This window comes from Streptomyces sp. Root1310 (assembly GCF_001426425.1).
Lineage (GTDB): Bacteria > Actinomycetota > Actinomycetes > Streptomycetales > Streptomycetaceae > Streptomyces.
In genome coordinates, this window is the sequence record NZ_LMEQ01000031.1 from 442,341 (window position 1) to 463,117 (window position 20,777).

Sequence of the window (20,777 nt, forward strand, 5' to 3'; positions counted from 1 at the left end):
ATTTTCAGATTACACAAGGTGCGCCGCAGACGAACTCGACCATGGCCCGAGCGCGAGCCGGCGGTCGGGCCGGCCGGTGAGCACGGCGGTGACCACCTCGGTGCGCGACCGCAGTCCGGTGCGTGCGAACAGCCGGGACAGGCGGTTGGCCACCGCGTCCTCGCTGAGCCGCAGCACCGTGGCGATCTGGCGGTTGGTGAGCCCTTCGGCGATCAGGGTCGCGAGCAGCCGCTCGTTCTCGGCGGTGGCCCGGGCGCGCCCCGGGACGGTGATTCCGGCCTCCCGCATGGCCGCCCTGGTGCGGAAGCGCGACAGCGCGGAGCCGGTCCCCCCGAACAGTTCGTACGCCTCGTGCAGCAGCGTGGGCGGCCCCGCGCCGGCCCCGGCCGCGGCGACGAGGGTGACGGCCGTCTCGTACGGCTGGCTGCGCGAGCGCGCCAGGTCCACCGCCTCCCGCAGGCCGTCCCGGGCGCTGCCGGGAGAGTCCTGCCGCAGCACGCGGGCCGACGCGAGCAGGAATCTCAGTCTCGTCCGTCCGCCGCCCGTCCGGTCGGAGATCCGCTCCAGGCGTTCCAGACACGTGACCGCCTCTGCGGTGTGTCCCGTATCCGCGTAGACCTCGGCGAGGGCGGCCCACAGCTCGTCGACGCCGGCGACGTGTCCGTGGGCGTCCGCCGCGTCCAGGCCGCGCCGCAGCGTCTTCTCGGCCCCGTCCGGATCGCCGAGGACCCGCTGCACCTGGGCCTCCACAGCGTCCAGTGAGTACTCCGGACGGCCCTCGCCCCGGTCGCGCACACTGTCGAGGAGGCGGCGGGCGCTGGTGGTGCGGCCCCGGGCCAGGAGAATCTCCGCGGTGCGGGCGGGAATCAGGCAGCCGTCCGCCGCGGGCGTGTGCATCCGGTTGTTCGCCAGCATCCAGCGGGCCGGCTCCAACGCCTCGTCCCAGCGGCCCCGAAGGTGGCGCCAGAGGAACACGCTGTGCGGGTACAGCCGTTCGGGGGTCAGGCCCTGGGCGGCCAGCAGGTCTTCCGCCGCGTGCAGGTCCCGGCCGCCGAGCAGTTCGTCGAACATCGTCGTGGCCAACGCGTACACGTGCTCGGCACCGAGGTTCGGGGCCTCGGAGAGGGCCAGCGCGCGTCTGAACCGCTCCGGCCGGCCCAGCACCATCTCCGCCACGGCCCGGAAGTACGCGGGCTTCACCCGTCCGCGGACGTCGGTGGCCCACACCCCTTCCGTCCGGTCCAGCAGGTCCAGCGCCTCCTGCCACCTCGCCAGCCCGCACAGGGCCAGCGCCCGGCCGGTCACCGAAACCAGGTCCGGCAGCCGCAGTTCGTCCCACCACCGCGCCGTGGCCAGCCGGGACAGCGCGCGCCAGTCCGAGTCGTTGGCGGTGGCCGCCGTGCAGAGGTTCGCGGTGTCCTGCAGCGCATGGATGTCCAGCACGTCCGCCCGGTCGCGCAGGATCGACTCGGCGATGGTCCGTGCGGTCCGGTAGTCCCCCGCCTGGTAGGCGGCCTTGGCGTACCGCTGCAGGGCCGGGACGCGGTCCTCGGGCCGCTCGACGAGATTGCCGGCCGCCCGGCACCACCGGAGCACTCCCCTGCCCTCGGAGTCGGGGTGCAGCCGCTGCGCGGCGGCCGTCAACTCCTGGACCGCACGGTCGCGGTCGACGAGGTGTCCGGCCTCCGCGACCCGGTCCGCCAGGTAGGCCACCGCGTCCGCCTCGTCGGACAGCGCCACCGCCGGTGGTACCTCCTCGCACGCGATGCCCGCCGCGTCCCGGTCCGCCCACACCGCCTCCACCGCCGTGGCGGACAGCCGACTGCGTTCCAGCGGCCCCAGCCGTTCGCGGACGGCGTGTGCCGTCAGCGCGACGGCGAACGTCCATCCGCCCGCCGCGGCACCGTCGACCCCGGGCCCGGCGTCGACGATCTCCGCGTCGATCAGTTCACGGACGGCGTCGGCGACCGTCTCGGCGGACAGTCCGGTCGCAGCGGCGATCAGCTCCGCGGCCCGCCCGCCGAGCGGCCACAGGATGCTCAGCGCCCCGGCCACCGCGCGGCCCGGCTCGCTCAGCGCGTCGAGCGCTCCGACGAACCGGTCGCCGTCCGGCAGCACCGGTGTCGGTGTCCGCACCCCGATGAAGGCGTGGCCGTCGGCGACCCGGATCGCCCCTTCCCGGGTCCACCCGGTGAGCAGGGCGTCGATCGCGCCGGGGACCCCGTACGTCAACTCCCGTACCCGCCGGGACAGGCCCCTGTCGGGTGTCGCCCGCAACCGCCCGGCCACCATCGCGGTCGTCTCGTCCGGCCCGAGACGGGGCAGCACGACCGTGTGCGCCCACGGGATGTCTCCCTGCCGTTCCAGGGCGCCGACGGCACCGTGGCGCGACGGTGTCCCGCCCTTGTCGTCGGCGCCGCCGCGGGCACCGGGTGCCGCCTCGTCCCCGAGCCGGCAGGAGGCGCTCCGCTGACCGCGTCCCACCGCGGAGGCCAGCAGCCGGACCGCGGACGGCACCCGCGCGAAGTCGGTCCAGCGGAGCACCGCCAGCGAGTCCGCGTCGGCGAGGTGAAGGTCGTCCAACTCCACGACCACGGGCGCGGACCGCGTCAGAGCGGCCCGCAGCAGTGCCGCCATCGCGGTCCCGTCGCGCCGCTCGGCCGCGTGCAGCGCCTCGGTGGACGGCTTCGCCGCGCGGTGGTGTGCCGCGCCGGCGAGATGCTCCTCCAGCGCCATGACCAGCCGCAGCGCGAGCAGCAGCGGCCGTGTGTCGTCGCCCGGGACGCAGTCCACCGCGAGCACGGGTGTCCCTTCGGCGCGCAGCCGTTCGCCGAGGGCGTGCAGGAACGCGCTGCGCCCGGCTCCTCGTTCGCCCCGGACGAGCACCGTGCGCGGTCCGGCCGGATCCCTGAGGCGGTCGTGGACCTCGTCCGACTCCCGTTCGCGCCCGACCGGGCAGCCGGCCGTGCGGTCGAGGCTCGCGGCCGTGCCCCCGTGGACGAGCCAGGGGCTCTCGGACGGAGCAGTCATGGTCCACCGCGTTCTCTTCGACGACATGGGCGAGGCGGGTGGCACCGGACCCGACCGCGTCGAGCGTCTCCGGCGGGCCCCGCGGCCGGGCCGTCAACGCTGCGCACCATTATGGCTATTTCCGTATGATCATGTCGTGTCGGGCAGCGGGCTCCGGAAGCACCGCGCCACGAACGTTCCTGCTCCGGTCGGCCGTTCACCGCAGTACCGGACCGGGAGGAGGGGGGCGTGCCGAAGCGCGGGCCTGTCGTCGGCAGGGACGGCGAGATCCGGGAAGTCGCCGACACCCTGCTGTCCACCGGCGCTTCGGCGCGCACCCTGCTGATCGCCGGCGGAGCCGGCAGCGGCAAGACGGCCGTGCTGGAACAGGCCCGCCGAACGGTGGTCGGGCAAGGCGCCAGGGTCCTGCGGCTGCGCTGTCACGACGGTGCGCACGCGCCCGGCGCGGCCGCCCTCGCCGAAGGCGTCCACCAAGTGCTGGCCCAGGCCCACGACCGCTGGAGCCCGGCCCGCACCGGAGCCGTCCGCAGGACCCGGCTGCGCAACAGCGGCCGTGGCGGCGAGTTGGCCCTGCTGTCCGTCCTCGGCGAGGTGATCGCGGACGCGGCCCGTCACCTCCCCTTCGCGCTGATGATCGACGACGTCGAGCGGATGCCGTCACCGACCGCGTCCGCTCTCGGCCTGCTGCTGCGCGTCTTCCGCCCGGCCGGAGTGCCGATGGTGCTGGCGGGCCGGCCCGCCCGCCCCGGAGACGAGGGTGTCCGCCAACTCACCGCGGCGGCCGACCGGCTGCTCGACCTGCCGCCGCTGCGCCCCGCCGACGTGCGGGCCCTCGTGGTGCGGCGCCTCGGCCGCCCGGTCGAACCGGCCCTGGTGACGGCGGTGGTGGGGGCGTTGGGTCCGATGGCGGGCACCCCCGAGGCCGTGCTGTCGGTGCTCGACTCGATGGCGGAGCGCGGCGACTTCCTGGAGCTCGACGGTCATCTGTGCCTGACCGAGCCGGAACACGCGCTGCGGCTCACCACGGATGTGGCGCGACTGGGCAGGCTCTGCTGGCCGGCCGGTCCCCCGGACGTCACGGCCCTGGACGCGGCGGCCGCGGTGGCCCGCAACCTCGAGCACGCCGAGATACGGCTCGACGATCTGCACCGCCTGAAGCCCGGCGGGCCACGCCGGGCGGGCCTCGTCGACCGCGCACTGACCCCGCTGGTCGCGGACGGGATCCTCACCGTGGACGAGGACCGCCGCATCGCGTTCGCCGTTCCGGCCCTCGCGGCGGCGCTGCGCGAGCTGCCCACGCGTCATTCCGTGGCGTCGCTGCACGCCCTGATCACCCGATCGCTGACCGATCGGCTGGGTGCGGAGACGGCGGGGGGCGGCTGCCCCCGGCTGGCCGATCACGTGGCCGCCGCCGGGGCCGAGCTGGACGACGCCCTCGCGGTGGACGTGCTGCTGGCGGCGGCCCGCACGGACGCCAGGTCCGACTGGTCACGATCGGTCCGCGCCTACTCCTCGGCGCTGCGCCGCCTTCCGCCGCACGACCGCAGAACCCCCGGCGTCCTGCGTGAGTCCGCCGAGCTGAGCCTGCGCCACGCCGATCACCCCGGCGCGCTGGCCCTGGGCGAACCCCTGTTCGCCTGCCTGGCCGCACCCTCCGCCGAACAGGACCGGGACGGGCTGGAGCACACCACCGGAGGACCCGACCGGGAACGGCTTGAGCACGCCACCGGAGCACCGGACCAGGAACGGCTGGACCACGTCGTCGGGGTGTGGGCGCTGGCGGCCCTGCACGAGCACCGGTGGCCGCTGTGCGAGCTCGACGGCGGTCCCCGAGGCCGTGCGGCGGTGGAGCACGCGTCCGCCCTGGCCGGCTTCGGGGCGCTCGTCGGTCCGTACGGGCTCGGCCCGGTGACGCCCGGTCCGGGTGCTCAGGCCCCTCGCGAGCCTGCCACGGCCGGACCCCGGCCGGGGTCCGGGCCACTGCCCTCCGCGGCGGAACTACGGCTGCTGGCCGGGGCCGCGGGCGGCCGTGCCGGGGTGTCGGACGTCCTGCCACCCGGTCCGGACGGCGTACGGACCCTGGACCGGCTCCGGAACGCGACCGCGCACGCGGACCTGGCCGGTGCCCTGGCCTCCGTGCTCGGGGACCGCTACCCGGGGGCGGGGAACAGCACCGCCGCGCTGTACCACGGCATGGTGCGCGTGTATCTGCAAGGGGACTGGGACCGCGCGCTGGTGTCCGCCCGCCGGATCGAGGCGCGCAGCCGGACCCGCGGCGTCGAGGCCGGCCCCGCGCAGCCCGCCCGGGCGCTCGCGGCCGACATCCACTGCGCGCGCGGGGAGTTGGGGCACGCACGGGCGTGGCTGGAGCTGGTCCCCGGCACCGTGACCCACCCGCTCGTCGTCTGGGCGAGGCTGGGCGTGCGGTACTGGTCGGGCCAGGGGGAGGAGGCGATGGAGGGGGCGCTCGACGAGGTGCGGCGGGCTCGGCCGAGCGGCCTGCGCTCGGGCGTCGAGAAGGTGCTGGTGCGGTATCTGTCGTTCGCTCTGCTGGAGGCCTTGCCGCGGGCGATGGAGCGGGCGCTGGACGAACTGGAGGCGCTGGACGAGGAGGTGGGCTCCCCCATGACGCGCGAGGCGGTGCTCCTCGGCCGGGGCGTGGTGCGCCGCGACGTGGACAGCGCGCTGGCCGCTCTCCGGGCGGTGCGCCGACGGGGCGACGCATACCTGGAACTGCTCTGCCATCTGGGCCTGGCGGAGATCGGGGACAACTCCGCACGATGGCTGGCCGAGGCCACGCGCGGCGCGCAGGCACTGGGCATCGGGCGCGCCACCCGTACGTCGCTCGGCCATATGACACGGCGCCGGACCCTCGTCCTGCCGCGGGTGCGCCCGGCCAGGGACGAGTGGAGCGAGGCGGACATCGAGCTGACCACGCTGGTCAGCCGTGGGGCGACCAACCGGCAGATCGCGGCACGGCTCGTGTGGAGCGAGAAGACGGTGGAGCGGCGGCTGACGCGGCTGTTCCAGCGCACCGGCTGCCGCTCCCGGGTGGAGCTGGCGGCGGCCTGGCTGGACGGCAGCCTCATCCGCCGCGACCTGGCGCCGGACGGCGCGCGCGGCGCGGCCGACGGTTCGCTCCCCGCTCCCGTCCCCGGCCCCGCGACACCGTCGAGCCGACACTGACGCGCGGTACGCCGACCGACCGCGGCAGACCGGCCGGGTATCGCCCGGCCGGGTGTCTGCGGCCGGGTGCCTGATGGCGCGGGGACGCCGCGCGCCGGAGACGCCCGCTCTCGGGTCCGCGGGTCAGACGAGGCGGGCGGCGTGGGTGTCGATGGGCAGGCCGAGACGGCCGGTGTCCATCGAGCCGTCGGCGTTCACCTGGAAGTTCCAGTCGGCGTCGCCGATGTAGCCGAGCACCAGGAGCGCGTCGGTGCCGCTCAGCGCGGCGTCCCGCCAGTTCTCGTCGCGGAACTGGGCGGCGGTCACCACGAAGAGGCGGCGGGCGTGTGTCCAGGCGGCCACCCGGGCGACGCTGTCCGGCTGCGAGGTCTGCGGGGCCGGCGATCGCCGGTCGGAACCCGTCGGCAGGCTCTCCCGGCAGGCCAGGGCCTCGTCCCGGGTGGCCGCGGCGCGCAGCCGGGCCGACCTCGCGCCCAGTCCGTCGGTGACCGAAGGAGTGGCCGCCGAGCCCACCAGGACGACCGTGGCGAGCGACCCGACCGGTCCCGCGATCAGTTCGGTGACGAGGGCCTGCGCCAGGGACCGGACATCGTTGTCCTCACCCGTCAGGGCTATCGCCCCCGACAGCAGCGAGAGGTCGACGAGCACCCGGTCGCCCCGATGGCGGCCGAGGGTGACGGCCAGGGAGTAGGGATGCGCCGTCTCGGCGCCCCCGTTTCCCGGACTCGTCTTTCCCGGACTCGTCAGGTCCTTCGGTTCCACCCACCACTCCTTGCCCGAGATGTCCGCGGTCCATGGCGCGGGCGCGGGGGTGTCGGCGCCGGCGAGCAGCAACGTCAGCCGCTGACCCGAGTGGATGACCGCATGCACCTCGGGCAGCGGGCGTGCGCTGTGCGCCCGCCCCTCGGCCACGGCCCGCAGGCCCAGGGCGACCGTCTCGAGTTCCTTGCGGTGGGCGCTCGGTCTCGCGGTACGGACCTGTCCGGTCAAGGAGTCGCGTCTGCGTCTGCGCAGCATCCATGCGGCGGCCCCGAGCACCACCAGGAGGAGCACCACGGACGGGACAATGGACGCGATCATGCGGCCACCTTTGTCACTAGAAGTTGCCAGAACTGGTCACCGGCTCTGCGGCGACGCCGCCCGCGGTGCTCCGTGGGCGCATCGCCAGGGGCCCGGTGGTACCCGGGGGAAATGCCGCCGCCGATCGACCGGCAGCCGTGGGAGGCGTCGAAACGCGTCTCCCACGCCATCGTGGTGCTTTCTCCCCTTCCGGTGGAAGGCGCGGCCGCGAACCTTGCCGGTCCGTACAGGGACGACGGGCGGCCGCTCGCGCCAGGTTTCCCTCGGTCGGCGGGCGTAGGGCTCCTGGCGCGGAGCTCCGGCCCTCCCGGGTGGCAGCATCGCCCTTCCGGACTCGTGGAAAACCTGTGTGATGTGGGGAGGGCGCGCATGCCTCGGCACGTACGCGACGAGACCGTGCGCGTGGCGATCCACGCGCCCGCCCCCTTGGTCCGTGCCGGACTGGCCGGCTTCGTCGCGCTGGACCCGCGTCTGCACGAACTGCCGCGGGACAGGATCGGGGAGGCCGACGCCATCGTGGTCGCCGTGGACGTGGCGGACGCCTCCGCCCTGGACCTGCTGCGCCGTCTGTGCGACAAGCCGGGCGCACGCTTCCTCGTGGTGGTGGGCAAGAAGTGGCGGGCCGACCTGGCGGCTGCGCAGAAGCGTGGCGTCCGCGCCGTGGTGTGGTGGGACTTCTGCAGCCCGGACGTCTTCGCCCGGTCGGTGCGCGCGGTGGCCGGCAGTGCGGAGAGCCCGCTCCCTTCCCCGCTCCCTTCATCGCTCCCTTCATCGCTTTCCCCCCGGCTCTCTTCCCCGCTCGCTCCGGCGTGTCCGGCAAGCAGCCCCGAGCGGGCGGAACACCGTGCGGAACACCACGTCGTCGCCGCCCGGGGCCGGGCCGAGCCGCGGCTGAACGCCCGCGAGGTGGACGTGCTGCGCCTCATCGCCGAGGGAAAGCAGTGCGACGAGATCGCGATCGAACTCTCCTATTCCGAACGCACGGTGCGCTACATCCTCTACGGCGCGATGAAGCGGCTGCGGACGCGCAACCGCGCCCACGCCGTCTCGCACGCCATCAGGGCCGGGCTGATCTGAGCTGCCGGCGGCGGGAAATCCCGTCGACAGCGCGCCGCCGCGCCCGGCACAGTGGCCGCTTGTGACGAGCAGCGAACTGTGGACCCGCGCGACCGCCGACCGCTACGACGCCGAGGAGGGCGAGATGTCCTCGGCCGCCGTCCTCGGACCGACTCTCGACTTCCTCGCCGAACTCGCCGGTGACGGCAGGGCGCTGGAATTCGCCATCGGAACCGGACGCGTGGGTGTCCCGCTCCGGGAACGCGGCGTGCCCGTGGTGGGCGTCGAACTGTCCGAGCACATGACGGCGGTCCTGCGGCGCAAGATCGACGAGGACACCCTCCCGGTCACCGTCGGGGACATGGCCACGACCGTCGTGCCCGGCGAGTTCGCCCTGGTGTATCTCGTCTACAACACCATCACGAACCTGCTCACGCAGGACGAGCAGGTCGAGTGCTTCCGCAACGCCGCGCGGCACCTGGCGCCCGGCGGCCGCTTCGTCATCGAGCTGGGGGTGCCGCCGCTGCGGTTCCTGCCGCCCGGGCAGGTCGCGGTGCCGTTCGACGTCTCGGAGCGCCATCTCGGCTTCGACACCTTCGACCTGGTCGAACAGATCCTGGTCTCGCACCACTTCACCCGCGACGCCGACGACGGCGGCTACCGCCGTGGAAACTCCCGGCACCGGTACGCATGGCCCGCGGAGCTCGACCTGATGGCACGGATCGCGGGACTCGGACTGGAACGGCGCGTCGCGGACTGGGACGGCGCACCGTTCACCCAGGACTCCACGAAGCACATCTCCGTGTGGCGCAAGCCGGCCTGACACCGCGTATCTCCGTGTGGCGCGTGACGGCCTGACACCGCACATCCCCGTGTGGGGCGTGACGCGCCCCTCGCCGGAGCCGACCGGACACGCCGCCCTCCCTGCCGAACTCGCCCCGACGCGTGCGGCGAGGTGGATCGGTGATTGGCTGTCCCCGTTTCCGGCAGCCAGTCCACCCAGGAGGACCCCGTCATGAGCAGTTCCTACGCACTGGAGTACAAGGTCGTCACCTTCCGCGAGTCACTGATCGGCGACGCGCTGGACAGCGACAAGCTGGAGAAGGTCCTCAACAAGCACGCCGAGGACGGCTGGGCCCTGAAGGCGATCACGTCCGCCGACGTCAAGGGCCGGATCGGGCCCGGTGCGGTCGAAGGCCTGCTCCTCACGCTGGAGCGTCCGCGCCGCTGACCCCCTCGGTCCTGCCTACGGGTGCCGCTCCGCGGAAGGTCGCGGAGCGGCACCGGCCCGGCCTCCGGACGCCTCGGTGTCCCGTCGGTGACACCTGTGCCCCATAAGCCCTCAATGACACTGAAAGTCGTAAAGCTCCCTGTTGTATGGCTGCTGTAGGGCGTCACGCACAACCGGAGCGAGGGAACATGGCCAACGACACCACCGACGCACGTCCGCCCGACGGGTTGAAGGCCAATGCGATCGGGTTCGTCGACGCGCTCGTCATCGGGCTCAACGCCACCTCACCGGCGTATTCACTGGCGGCGGTGATCGGTCCGATCGTGGCGCTCGTGGGCATCTACGCCCCCGGTGTGCTGGTCGCCTCGTTCGTGCCGATGCTCCTGATCGCATCGGCGTTCTACTACCTCAACAAGGTCGACCAGGACTGCGGCACCACCTTCTCGTGGGTCACCCGGGCCATGGGTCCCTGGGCGGGCTGGCTGGGCGGATGGGCCATCACCATGACCGGGGTGCTCGTCGTCGGGTCGCTGGCGGACGTCGCCGTGAGCTTCGCGCTGCTCGCCTTCGGCCTCGACAGCTGGGTCGACAACGACTTCGTACGCCAGCTGCTCGCCGTGTTGCTGATCCTCGTGATGACCGCCGTGTGCGTCATCGGCACCGAGGTGTCCGCCAAGGTGCAGAACGCGCTCATCCTCGCCCAGGTCGTCTGTCTGCTCGCCTTCGTCGTCGTAGCGCTCTACCGCGTCTACGCGGGCACCAGCACCTTCGATTCCGTCGAACCGTCGATCGGATGGCTCAACCCCTTCGGCGCCGGCGGCGCGACCCTGACCGGAGCCCTGCTGCTGGGCGTGTTCATCTACTGGGGCTGGGAGTCCGCGGTCAATCTCACCGAGGAGGTCGAGGACTCCGCCACCGCGCCCGGCAAGGCGGGCGTCTGGTCGACGGTCATCCTGCTGGTGACCTACGTGTCGGTCGGATTCGCCGTCGTGGCCTACGCCGGAACGACCTTCCTGGCGGAGAACGCCGACGAGGAGGAGTTCATCTTCGCCCTGCTCGCCGGCAAGGTGATGGACGGCTGGGACTGGGTCGTGCTGCTGGCGGTCTCCACCTCCGCGCTGGCGTCGACGCAGACGACGATCATCCCGGCGTCCCGTACGGCGCTGTCCATGGCACGCCGTCAGGCGCTGCCCGCGCACTTCGCCCACATCCACCCGCGGTTCCGCACCCCCGACGTGAGCACCTGGTGGGTCGCCGGCATCGCCATCGCCTGGTACCTCGCCCTCAACCAGATCAGCACCAACGCGCTCTTCGACTCGCTCACCGCGCTGTCGTTGCTGATCGCGTTCTACTACGCCCTCACCGGTGTGGCCTGCGCCGTCTACTACCGCCGCCATCTGACGGAGAGCGTCCGCCACTTCATGCTCATCGGCCTCGGCCCGCTCGTCGGCGCCGGGCTGCTGGCGTGGCTCCTCGTGGAATCGGTCTCCGACATGTCCGACCCCGCGAACTCCTACACCGGCGCCTCGTGGCTCGGGGTCGGTCATCGGCGTCGGCATCGCCGTCACGGGTGTGGTGCTCATGGTGCTGTGGCGGCTGCGGTCGCCCGCCTTCTGGTCGGAACGCGCGGGCGTGGCCGACCCCGATCTCGTCCACGGGGTCCACGGTGTCCCCGGCAAGGAGTCCTGAGATGGCGATCGTCCTCGGATACGACGACTCTCCCGGCGCGGTACGCGCCCTGCGCATCGCGATCCAGACGGCGGCCGCGTTCGGGGAGCGCCTCGTGCTGGTCTACGGCGCCGCGGCCCCGGGGGCGCGGGGCGAGGAGTACCGGGCCCACCACGAAGCCGTCCGCGAGACCGGACGCGTCGCCCTGGAGCACGCCGTCGCGCAGGCCGAGGCGGCGGGCGTGCCCACGACCGTCGAGATCATCGACCAGAAACCGGCGCAGGCGCTGATCGACGCCGCGTCACGCCACGGCGCGAGGTTCATCGTGGTGGGCAGCTGGGGCGAGAGCCCGATGCGCGGCGCGCTGTTGGGCTCGACCCCCCACAAGCTCCTGCACCTGTCGGACATCCCGGTGCTCTGCGTCCCGACCGAGCGATAGGCCGCCGCACCCACCGTCCGCCCCGGCCGGCGGATCCCTGCGCCGGTGTCATCTGCCCCAGATCCTCCGGTACGCCTCCCGGTACCCCGACGGATCCCAGGTCGTGGCAGCGGCGCTGTTGTCGGCCGTGGCGATGTGGACGGGGGCCGCATACCCGCTGGCGGGACGGCCGGAGAAGGCGCGGTTGAACTCGTCGGCGATCTGCCAGCCCTGCAGGGACAGCGGCTCGGGCACGGTGGCGGCCTGGTACTGCCCGCTGTTGATGCGCTGGAAGGCGGAGGGGTCGCCGTCGCCGGCGCCGATGTTGTAGGGCGGGCCGGAGCCTTTCTCCCCGGCCGCCCGGAAAGCGGGGGCGGCGTCGGCGAAGTACAGGTCGTTGATGGCGACGGAGTGGGTCCACCTGTTCCGGAACCGGGAGAGCAGGGAGGCGATCTCGCGCGGGGTGCGGCTGCTCGCGTCCGGGATCGGGATGTTCTCGTACGCGAGCAGCCGCACGCCCGGGCAGGTGGCGAGCTCCTTCCTGATCAGGTCGGACTTGTTCTTGGCGAAGGGAATCGAGGCGTCGGTGATGAGCACGACGCCCGCGCGGCCGTTGGAGGTCGCGATGATCCACCGCGCGCTGATCGCCGCCACGGCCCGGACGTCGGTGGTGACGTTGGTGAAGAGCGCGGGCCGCCGGCTGGGGCCGGGGGCGGCGACCGCGTGCCAGCCGACGAGCGGGATGCCCGCCGCGTCGGCCCGCGCGAGCTGTCGCGACGTCGCGTCGGGATCGAATCCGCCGATGACGATGCCCGAGGGCTTGAGGGCCACGGCCTCGCTCATGGCCGCCTGGATACCGTTGGGGGTGCCTCCGCCGTCGATCACCCGGACGTCCCAGCCGATGACCCGCGCGGCTTGCCGCAGCCCGTTCGCGGCTCCGGCGACTCCGGGATTGGTCATCGTCTGGGCGACGTAGACGATGGTCTTGCCGGTCACCGCCGCAGGGCCGCTGGTCGGTCCGTTCCAGGGGATGTCGCTCTCCTCCGCCCGTGCGACGGCTGCCCGGGCCCTGGCCTGGACGGCGGGGCAGCCGCTCGGGCCGTCGGTGGATTCCTGCGGGCCGCCCGACGAGCCGCGTTCGCAGCCGGCCAGCAGGGTCGCCGTGGCCAGCAGGGCGCAGGCGGCGAGCCGAGCCTCGAAGGCGCCTGGGGTCGCTCTGCGGCTGCCGTACACGGGAGCTCCTCACGGGGGGACGAGCGGGAGGATGCGGCGGGGGCGGGGCACGGGGGTGGTGCCCGCGGCACGGTCAGGGAGCGGTGCCCGCCGTGCCGTCGTCGGGCGTCGAGGCCGGCGGCGGCCGGGGCGGCTGGTCGGGCGCGTCGCGGCCCGCGAAGGCGCCGGTGCGCACGCGGCGGCGGGCCGCGTAACCGGCCAGGCCGACGGCGAGGAGCAGGGTGCCGCCGTAGAACAGCGGGACCGTCCAGAAGTCGGCGCCCAGCTGGCCGATGCCGGTGAGGCCGACGGCGAGGACGGCGACGGCGACCACGGTGCCGACGGCGTTGGGGCGGCCCGGTGTGATCGCCGTGGAGCCGAGGAGGGCGCCGACGAAGGCGGGCAGCAGGTAGTCGAGGCCGACGCTCGGATTGCCGATCTGCTGCTGGGCCGCGAGCAGCACACCGGCGAAGCCGACGATCAGCCCCGACGCGGTGAACGCGTAGACGGTGTACCTGCGGGTGGGGATGCCGACGAGGTCGGCCGCGCGCGGGTTCGAGCCGACGACGTACAGGTACCGGCCGAGCGGCAGCCGCTCCAGCACCGTCCACAGGACGACCGTGAGGGCGAGTACGTAGAAGGCGGGGACGGGGAGGCCGAGGAACGTGGAGTCGTAGAGGTCCGTGAAGGCGGCCGGGAGGCCTTGGGGGCCGGGGACGATCCGGCCGCCGTCGGTGATCCAGCCGGTCACGGCGTACATCATGCTGCCGGTCCCGAGGGTGGCGATGAAGGAGTCGATCCGGCCGAACACGACGATGACACCGTTGAGGACGCCCACGACCGCCCCACCGACGATCACCGCGACGCAGGCGAGCGGCCAGGGCCACCGCTCGTGGACGACGAGTTGCAGCACCGTGACGTGTGCCAGGCCGAGGCCGTAGCCGAGGGAGAGGTCGAACGCTCCGGTCACGATGGGGACCATGGCCGCGAGCGCGAGGACGGCCGGGATCGACTGGTTGGACAGGATCGAGTCGACCGTGTCCGTCGTGGGAAAGGTGCTCGGCAGGGCGAGGGAGAAGATCAGGACGAGCAGGGCGGTGAGGGCCGGCAGGCCGTAGGCGCCGATGAGGTGCCCGGGGCCGTGTTGTCGCCCCGGCCGGCGCGTTCGTGGCCGGGGCGAGGAGGCGGAGGGCGGGGCGCTCACGGCTTCGTCCCGGCCCCTGGGGAGGGCACGGCCGAAGCCGCCCGGGTGAGCCCGGCGACCGTGAGGGCCGCACCGCTCAGCTCTGCCGTCACGGACCCGCGGACGAAGACCAGGGTGCGCCGGCACACGCCCGCCACCTCCTCGAAGTCGGTGGAGATGAGCAGGACCGCGAGGCCGTCGGCCAGCGCTTCGTCGAGCAGGCGGTGGAGCGCGGCCTTGGCGCCGATGTCCACGCTCGCGGTCGGCTCCTCGAGGATGAGCAGGCGCAGGCCCACCCGGAGCCACCGGCCGATCATGACTTTCTGCTGGTTTCCGCCGGACAGGGTGGCGAGGGGGGCCTCGCTGTCACGGGGGTGTACCGAGAACCGTTCGATCAGGGTGACGGCCTCGGCGCGTTCACGCCGGGGGTTGATCCAGCGCAGCGCCGACCGGCCTCCCGCGCGGGGATTGGCCAGGAGGTTCTCCCGTACCGTCAGCTCGGGGAGGCAGCTCTCCCGCAGTCTGTCGCCGGGCACGAAGCCGACGCCTTCTCCGACGGCGTCGGCCACCGTGCGGGGTCGGTACGGCCGACCGTCGAGAAGGGCCCGCCCGCCGAGCAGGGGCCGGGAGCCGGCGAGGGCCCGGCCCAGGTCCATGTGACCGGCGCCCGAGAGGCCGACCAGGCCCAGGGCTTCCCCGGCCCTCAGTTCCAGGCTGACCGGTCCGGTGCCGGCCGTCCGCACGCCGTCGAGGGCCAGGACGGCAGGCCCGAGGGGCGGAGCCTTGGAGGCGTGGTGGTCGGTCCGTTCCTCGCCCGGTCGCTCGCCCGGTCGCTCGTCCGGTCGCTCGTCCGGTCGCTCGTCCGGTCGCTCGTCCGGTCGCTCGCCGACGATGTCGTGCACCAGACTGGCGGGGCTGTGGCCCGCGAGCGAGCCGTGGCTGACGAGGCGGCCGTCACGCAGTACGGCGAAGGTGTCGGCGACTTCGTACACCTCGTCCAGGCGATGGCTGACGTAGAGGATGGCGTGCCCCCGGTCGCGCAGGGTGTGCAGGACGCGGAACAGCCGGGCACAGTCCGCGGCAGGAAGGCGGGCGGTCGGCTCGTCGAGGACGATGAGCCTCGCGCGGGCCGCCAGGGCCCTGGCGATCGCGACCAGCGACCGCTCGGCCGGGGAGAGTCGGGCGGCGGGTGCGTCGGGGTCGAGGTGTCCGGCGACGAGACGCAGGGCGTCCACGCAGCGCTCACGGGTGCGCCGCCAGGAGATCAGTCCGGCACGGCGCGGATATCCGGTGCTCAGGGCGATGTTCTCGGCGACCGTCATCCACTCCACGAGACCCAGGTCCTGGTGGATGAAGGACATGCCGCGGGAGGCCACCCGGCTCCCGAGCGGGTGGCCGTCCACCGTGATCCGCCCCGCGTCGGCATGGTGGACGCCGGCCAGCACCTTGATGAGCGTGGACTTTCCGGCGCCGTTGGGCCCGAGGAGGGCGAGGACGCTGCCGGCGTGGACGTCGAGGTCGACCCCGGCCAGCGCGAGGGTCCCGCCGAACCGCTTGCCGAGCCCGCGGATCCGGACCACGGGTTCCGCGTCGAAGGGCGCAGCCGCTTCGGCGGCCGTGTCGGGAGCGTCGTGCACGGACATCTCCGGGGGGGGTCGGCCTGGCGATTTCTTCCCGACGTTCACGGGGATACTATCCGAGGAAATCGCATCATTTCAGACAATTCGGCCCGCCGTGACTCCAACGGGCCGGCGCGCCGCTCCCGCGGGCCCGGGTTTTCTTGCTCACGCCACGTCGAACCCGCATTCGGACCGATCACGCCACGTCGAGCCCGCATTCGGCCCAGATGACCTTGCCCTCCGGCAGGTAGCGCGTACCCCAGGCCTGTGACAGCTGTGCGACGAGGAACAGGCCACGCCCGCCCTCGTCGGTACTGGCCGCCCGGCGCAGGTGCGGGGCGGTGTTGCTGGTGTCGGAGACCTCGCAGATCAGGGTGCGGTCGTGCAGCAGCCGCACCGTGATGGGCCCGGCACCGTGCCGGATGGCGTTGGTGACCAGCTCGCTCAGTATCAGTTCCGCGGCGAACGCGGCCTCGTCGAGCCCCCAGTCGGCCAGTCGCCGGAGGGCGGAGGCACGCACCTCACCGACGAAGGCCGGGTCGGCGGGCAGCTCCCAGGTGGCGATCCGACCCGGGTCCAGGGCGTGGGTGCGGGCGACCAGCAGGGCGATGTCGTCGCAGGGGTGAGCGGGCGCCACGGTGTCCAGGATCGCCCGGCAGGTCTCCTCGGGGGTGCGCTCCGCGCGCGCGAGGGTCCCGCGCAGCTCGTCGAGGACGACGTCGACGTCGCGGTGGCGGTCCTCGATGAGCCCGTCGGTGTAGAGGACCAGCTGGCTGCCCTCGGGAAGGTCGATCTCGACCGCGTCGAAGGGCAGCCCCCCGAGGCCGAGCGGGGGCCCGGCCGGCAGGTCGGGGTAGGACACCTCGCCGTCGGGGCGGACCAGCGCGGGCGGCGGGTGGCCGGCCCGGGCCAGCAGGCACCGCTGCGAGGTCGGGTCGTAGATGGCGTACAGGCAGGTCGCGCCGATGATGCCGACCCCCTCGCCGTCGGGGTCCTCCCGGTCCAGGCGCCCCACGAGGTTGTCGAGGTGGGTGAGGACCTCGTCCGGGGGGAGGTCGAGTTCGGCGAAGCTGCGTGCGGCGGTGCGCAGCCGGCCCATCGTGGCGGCGGACAGCATGCCGTGGCCGACGACGTCGCCGACGATGAGGCCGACGCGGGCGCCCGAGAGGGGGATGACGTCGTACCAGTCCCCGCTCACGTCGGATTCGGCGGGCAGGTAGCGATGGGCGACCTCGACGGCGTCCTGGTCGGGCAGCCCGTGCGGGAGCAGCCTGCGCTGCAGGGCCAGGACCATGGTGCGCTCGTGTGTGTAGCGCCGGGCGTTGTCGACGGACAGGGCCGCGCGGGTGGCGAGCTCCTGGGCCAGCGAGCGGTCGTCGTCGCCGTAGGGGGCGGGATCCCGGGCGCGGTAGAAGCCGGCGATGCCCAGGACGACACCGCGGGCGACGAGAGGCACGACGATGAGGGAGTGCGCGTCGGCCGGCAGCCGTTCGGCGCGCTCGGGACCCTGGGCGAGCCGGCCCCCGGCGGCCTTCAGATCCGGCTCCAGCACCGCCTGTCCCCCGGCCAGGCACCGCAGCTGGGACGTGGTCGGGCCGAACTCCGTCCGCTTGCCGACCGGGGTGAAGGGAAGATCGTCGCGGATGCCGTGGACCACGGTACGTCGCAGGTCGTCGAGGGGGTCGGCGGCCTCCTCGCCCCGCAGTACGGCCTCGGACAGGTCGACGGTGACGAAGTCGGCCAGCCCCGGGACCGCCGTCTCGGCGAGCTCCTCGGCGGTACGGCGCACGTCCAGGGTGGCACCTATGCGGCCGCTGGCCTCGGAGAGCAGCTCCAGACGGCGGCGCGCGGCAAGGGCGTACGCCCCCACGAGCGGCTCCCCCACCAGCACGAGCCGCCTGGCCGAGGACGACGGTCCGAGGCGATCACCCGTTGCCCCGTCGACCCCGTCGGCCCCATCGGCCCCTGCTGCTCCACCGGCCGTGGCCCCCTTGGCGCCCGTGGCTCCCGTAGCTACCGTGCCGAGCCGACCGGGCGTCGCGTCGGGGAGGTGTCGGCGTCCGGACGGCGGGGTGGCGGAGAGGCTCGCGGCCGGTGGACCGGCGGAGACGACGGCGAGCTCGGCGGGGAGACCCGGCACCTCGTCCATCTGGCGGGGGATGACCAGGGACTCCTCCGCGGTGGAGTACGGAAGGACGGCCTCGACCGCGATGCCCTCCACCCCGGAGGCGCTCGTCATGGGCCGGCTCACCAGCGTGATCCGCCGGCCGTCGGGCAGAGGCACGTCGACGGCAGCCCGCTGCGCGCGGGAGATCAGCTCGGCGGCCTTCTCCATGAGGGCTGCCCGGTCACGGGAACTCAGCTCGGCGGCCAGTTCGTCCATCGCGATACCGCGGTGGAGGCCGACGGGGGCTCCGGATCCGCCTGCGGATCCGGCTCCCCTGGTCAGGTACGCCCGCAGCAGAGCGCGCTCACGCCCCGAACTCTGCTCCAGCAGCCGCCGTTCCATGGCCCGCGCCGCTTTGCGAATCACCGCGCGCAGCACCGGATTCTCTGCGCCGCGCGGATAGCCGAAGCACAGAACCCCCTCGATGCGCCCGCTGAGCGGGTCGCGGACGGGAAGCGCGACGCAGGCGCTCGCCTGGGAGCGCTCCGCGAAGTGCTCGGCCCCGTAGACCCGGATGAACCGCCGCTCGGCCAGGGCGAGACCGATGCCGTTGGTGCCGGCGACCCGCTCGGCGAACACGAAGCCCGGAACCCTCTGGATCGCCGGGAGTTTCCTGGCCAGCGACGCCTCGCCGAAACGGCGCAGGAGGACGGTCCCCTGCGCGTCGGCGACGGAGATGTTGATCTCGCTGCCGGAGAACCTGGCCTGCAGCCGGTCGAGCACCGGCACGGCCGCGCGGACGATCCGGCCGTCCGGGTCGAAATCATCCCGGAAGGGAAGGTCGGACTGCTCCAGTGAGAGACCCAGGGTCCGGCAGCGCTGCCACGAGTCCAGAATCGGCGTGCGCACGCCCTGCTCCACCGGCTCACCCTGCAGAAACCGCTCACGAGAGCGGACGGGCCCCGTGCCGTCTGCGGCACGTCCCGCCGACCTCGGTTCCCCGCCGGACCGAACCACGCTTCGCCTCACCTGAGCCCGATTAGTCTCATTTCAACAAAACAATCCGATATCGGCGAGGATACGGGCATCCGGGGCACTAGTCACGGCGCACGAGGTCCCGCACGGGTGCGGTGACCCGGCAGGCACGCGGCCCGCCACACGTGACGTGCGGGTCACGCCGGTCACGCGGGTCACGCGGACTCCGGACGACCGCGGCCTGGCTCGGCCCGGCCCGGCGAGCCGCGCGCATCCGCCGGCCCGCGTTCACCCCCGCACGGCGAACTGGCTCCCGGTCTTCTCCCCGTCCTGCGTGACCGCGGCGGCCACGCACCGGAAGACGCGCACCCCCTTGTCCCACTCCGCGGCTGTCGGCGGGAGGATGTCCACGTTCCACTCGTCCGCGACCTCACGGCCACCACGGACCATGGACGCGGCCATCACCTGCTGCGAACACAACGCCTTCACGTCGGGATGCCTGACCAGATCCCGCGCGTTGTTCGTCATGCCGTCCTCGGGCAGCGGGGCGATGGCGAAGGTCTCCCACACGTGCCGGGTCCGGCAGTCCGCGCGACTGACGGTGACGATCCCCGAGATGTCCGTGATACCGCTCCAGCACTCGGGGCTCGCGACACATCGGCCGCCCACGCCGTCGACGCCCGTCGCGGGGCAGTTCGCCGTCGTGGTCGCCACCCCTGCGAAGCCGGACGCGCCCTTGCCCCCGGTCGGGGCAGCGGAGGAGGAGGCTGTCGGGGGAGACGCCTCGCCTCCGCCGTCCTGTCGGCCGTTCTGATACGTCACGACGGTGACCGACACACTCACCGAGACGGCCACCGCGGCCAGTACGGCGATCGACCGGGGACGCCGCGACCTCTTCCGCCCACCGTCGCCGCCACCGTCGCCGCCACCGTCGCCGTCGCCGTCCGGCCCGGCGGCCGCGGTCGTCCGGCCCGCGGCACGGACGGACGGCGGCAGGGGGGCGCCCCCGTGCGAAGGAGCCGCGTCCCGCGGCCGGGTGGACGACGAGGGCGACGCATCCCGGTACGACGGAGCGGTGGTGGTGCCGAGTGCCGTTCCGAAGCCGTCGGCACCGCCCGCGTCGACGGTGTCCGGATCGTCGAGATCGACGGCGGCGAGAGCGTCCCGGAACGCGCCCGCGTCGGACAGTCGCCGGGCCGGGTCCGAGGCCATGGCGTGCCGGAGAACCGAGTTGAGTGCCGCCGGCACTCCGGGCAGGGCGGGGTACGGCCAGGTGTGCCGCACGATCAGTTCGGCGAGGCTGAGCTGCGTCCCGTCGTCCGGGTGGTGCGGCGGACAGCCCCGCAGCAGGGCGTAGACGGTGGCGGCAAGTGAGTACACGTCACCGGCCGGGGTGGGTTCCGCCAGGTGGAAGGCCTCGGGCGGCGCGTAAGCCGGGGTCAGGGCCTCCCGCGTCACGGACAGTTCCCGCCCCGGCCGGGGCATGGCGGCCAGCCCGAAGTCCGTGAGCGCCACACCGCCGTACCGGTCGACCATGACGTTGCCGGGCTTGATGTCGCGGTGCAGCACCCCGGCCGCGTGCGCGGCCGCCACCGCGTCCGCGAGGCCCACGCCGATCTCGCGCGCCTCCTTGAGCGGCAGGGGTCCCTGCCGGTGCAGCCGGTCGCCGAGCGAGCCGCCGGGGCACAACTCCAGGACCATGTAGGGGCGGTTGTCGGCCAGCACCCCGGCGTCGTACACCGGCACCACGTGCGGGTGCCCGGACAGCTGCCCGGCCGCGGTCACCTCACGCAGGAAACGCCGGCGGTCGCGCGGTGCGGACAGCGTCCTGCTGTCCACCTTCAGCGCGACCTCCCGGCCCACGGCCACCTGCCTGGCCCGGTACACCGTGGCGAACCCGCCCCGACCCAGGACCTCCTGGATCTCGTACCCGGGCAGTTCCATTCGTCCGACCCCCACGTGCCGTACCCCCAGCGCACAGTCCCGGACAGCACATCCGACCGAGGATGAGC

Annotated in this window: 12 protein-coding genes and 1 pseudogene; 6 read left to right on the plus strand and 7 right to left on the minus strand. The window is 73.6% G+C overall.

What is annotated here, in order from left to right:
* Positions 1-9: 9 nt before the first annotated feature.
* Positions 10-3,030 carry a LuxR family transcriptional regulator gene (locus ASD48_RS32690; protein WP_057605419.1) on the minus strand — a complete coding sequence of 1,007 codons (3,021 nt, stop codon included), beginning with the start codon at positions 3,028-3,030 and terminating at the stop codon, positions 10-12.
* Positions 3,031-3,258: 228 nt separating this feature from the next.
* Between ASD48_RS32690 and ASD48_RS32695 the strand changes: the two genes are divergently transcribed.
* A complete protein-coding gene (locus tag ASD48_RS32695; RefSeq protein ID WP_057605420.1) occupies positions 3,259-6,216 on the plus strand; it encodes an AAA family ATPase in 2,958 nt (985 codons plus the stop codon).
* Between the two features lie 123 nt (positions 6,217-6,339).
* Here the strand turns inward: ASD48_RS32695 and ASD48_RS32700 are convergent, their stop codons facing one another.
* A complete protein-coding gene (locus ASD48_RS32700; RefSeq protein WP_057605421.1) occupies positions 6,340-7,296 on the minus strand; it encodes a hypothetical protein in 957 nt (318 codons plus the stop codon).
* A 369-nt stretch (positions 7,297-7,665) separates the two neighbouring features.
* Here ASD48_RS32700 and ASD48_RS32705 point away from each other — a divergent pair, with 369 nt between their 5' ends.
* From ASD48_RS32705 to ASD48_RS32725, 5 genes and pseudogenes are all read left to right on the plus strand, one after another.
* Entirely contained in the window at positions 7,666-8,373 is a 708-nt protein-coding gene (locus tag ASD48_RS32705; protein ID WP_063887529.1) for a LuxR C-terminal-related transcriptional regulator, read from the plus strand.
* A 61-nt stretch (positions 8,374-8,434) separates the two neighbouring features.
* Positions 8,435-9,175: a class I SAM-dependent methyltransferase gene (locus ASD48_RS32710; RefSeq protein ID WP_057605422.1), complete on the plus strand. Its 741-nt coding sequence runs from the start codon at positions 8,435-8,437 to the stop codon at positions 9,173-9,175.
* Positions 9,176-9,367: 192 nt separating this feature from the next.
* A complete protein-coding gene (locus ASD48_RS32715) occupies positions 9,368-9,583 on the plus strand; it encodes a DUF4177 domain-containing protein (RefSeq protein WP_054240582.1) in 216 nt (71 codons plus the stop codon).
* 188 nt (positions 9,584-9,771) lie between these two features.
* A pseudogene (locus ASD48_RS32720) lies at positions 9,772-11,272 on the plus strand (APC family permease).
* Position 11,273: 1 nt separating this feature from the next.
* Entirely contained in the window at positions 11,274-11,690 is a 417-nt protein-coding gene (locus tag ASD48_RS32725) for a universal stress protein (protein ID WP_057605423.1), read from the plus strand.
* 48 nt (positions 11,691-11,738) lie between these two features.
* Here the strand turns inward: ASD48_RS32725 and ASD48_RS32730 are convergent, their stop codons facing one another.
* From ASD48_RS32730 to ASD48_RS32750, 5 genes are all read right to left on the minus strand, one after another.
* On the minus strand, positions 11,739-12,902 hold the full coding sequence (locus tag ASD48_RS32730; protein ID WP_057605424.1) for a substrate-binding domain-containing protein: 1,164 nt from the start codon (positions 12,900-12,902) through the stop codon (positions 11,739-11,741).
* 73 nt (positions 12,903-12,975) lie between these two features.
* Positions 12,976-14,085, minus strand: a complete 1,110-nt coding sequence (locus ASD48_RS32735; protein WP_057605425.1) for an ABC transporter permease — start codon at positions 14,083-14,085, stop codon at positions 12,976-12,978.
* On the minus strand, positions 14,082-15,707 hold the full coding sequence (locus ASD48_RS32740; protein WP_242432802.1) for a sugar ABC transporter ATP-binding protein: 1,626 nt from the start codon (positions 15,705-15,707) through the stop codon (positions 14,082-14,084). The genes ASD48_RS32735 and ASD48_RS32740 overlap by 4 nt, the downstream gene beginning before the upstream one ends.
* A gap of 172 nt (positions 15,708-15,879) precedes the next feature.
* Positions 15,880-18,807: a SpoIIE family protein phosphatase gene (locus ASD48_RS32745; protein WP_057605426.1), complete on the minus strand. Its 2,928-nt coding sequence runs from the start codon at positions 18,805-18,807 to the stop codon at positions 15,880-15,882.
* A 246-nt stretch (positions 18,808-19,053) separates the two neighbouring features.
* Complete coding sequence (locus ASD48_RS32750) at positions 19,054-20,724, minus strand: serine/threonine-protein kinase (protein ID WP_242432803.1); 1,671 nt, start codon at positions 20,722-20,724, stop codon at positions 19,054-19,056.
* Between the last annotated feature and the right edge of the window lie 53 nt (positions 20,725-20,777).

Coding starts and splice junctions, on each gene's coding strand:
- ASD48_RS32715 (WP_054240582.1), top strand. CDS start 9,368: ATGAGCAGTTCCTACGCACTGGAGTACAAGGTCGTCACCTTCCGCGAG.
- ASD48_RS32700 (WP_057605421.1), bottom strand. CDS start 7,296: ATGATCGCGTCCATTGTCCCGTCCGTGGTGCTCCTCCTGGTGGTGCTC.
- ASD48_RS32740 (WP_242432802.1), bottom strand. CDS start 15,707: ATGTCCGTGCACGACGCTCCCGACACGGCCGCCGAAGCGGCTGCGCCC.
- ASD48_RS32690 (WP_057605419.1), bottom strand. CDS start 3,030: ATGACTGCTCCGTCCGAGAGCCCCTGGCTCGTCCACGGGGGCACGGCC.
- ASD48_RS32725 (WP_057605423.1), top strand. CDS start 11,274: ATGGCGATCGTCCTCGGATACGACGACTCTCCCGGCGCGGTACGCGCC.
- ASD48_RS32705 (WP_063887529.1), top strand. CDS start 7,666: ATGCCTCGGCACGTACGCGACGAGACCGTGCGCGTGGCGATCCACGCG.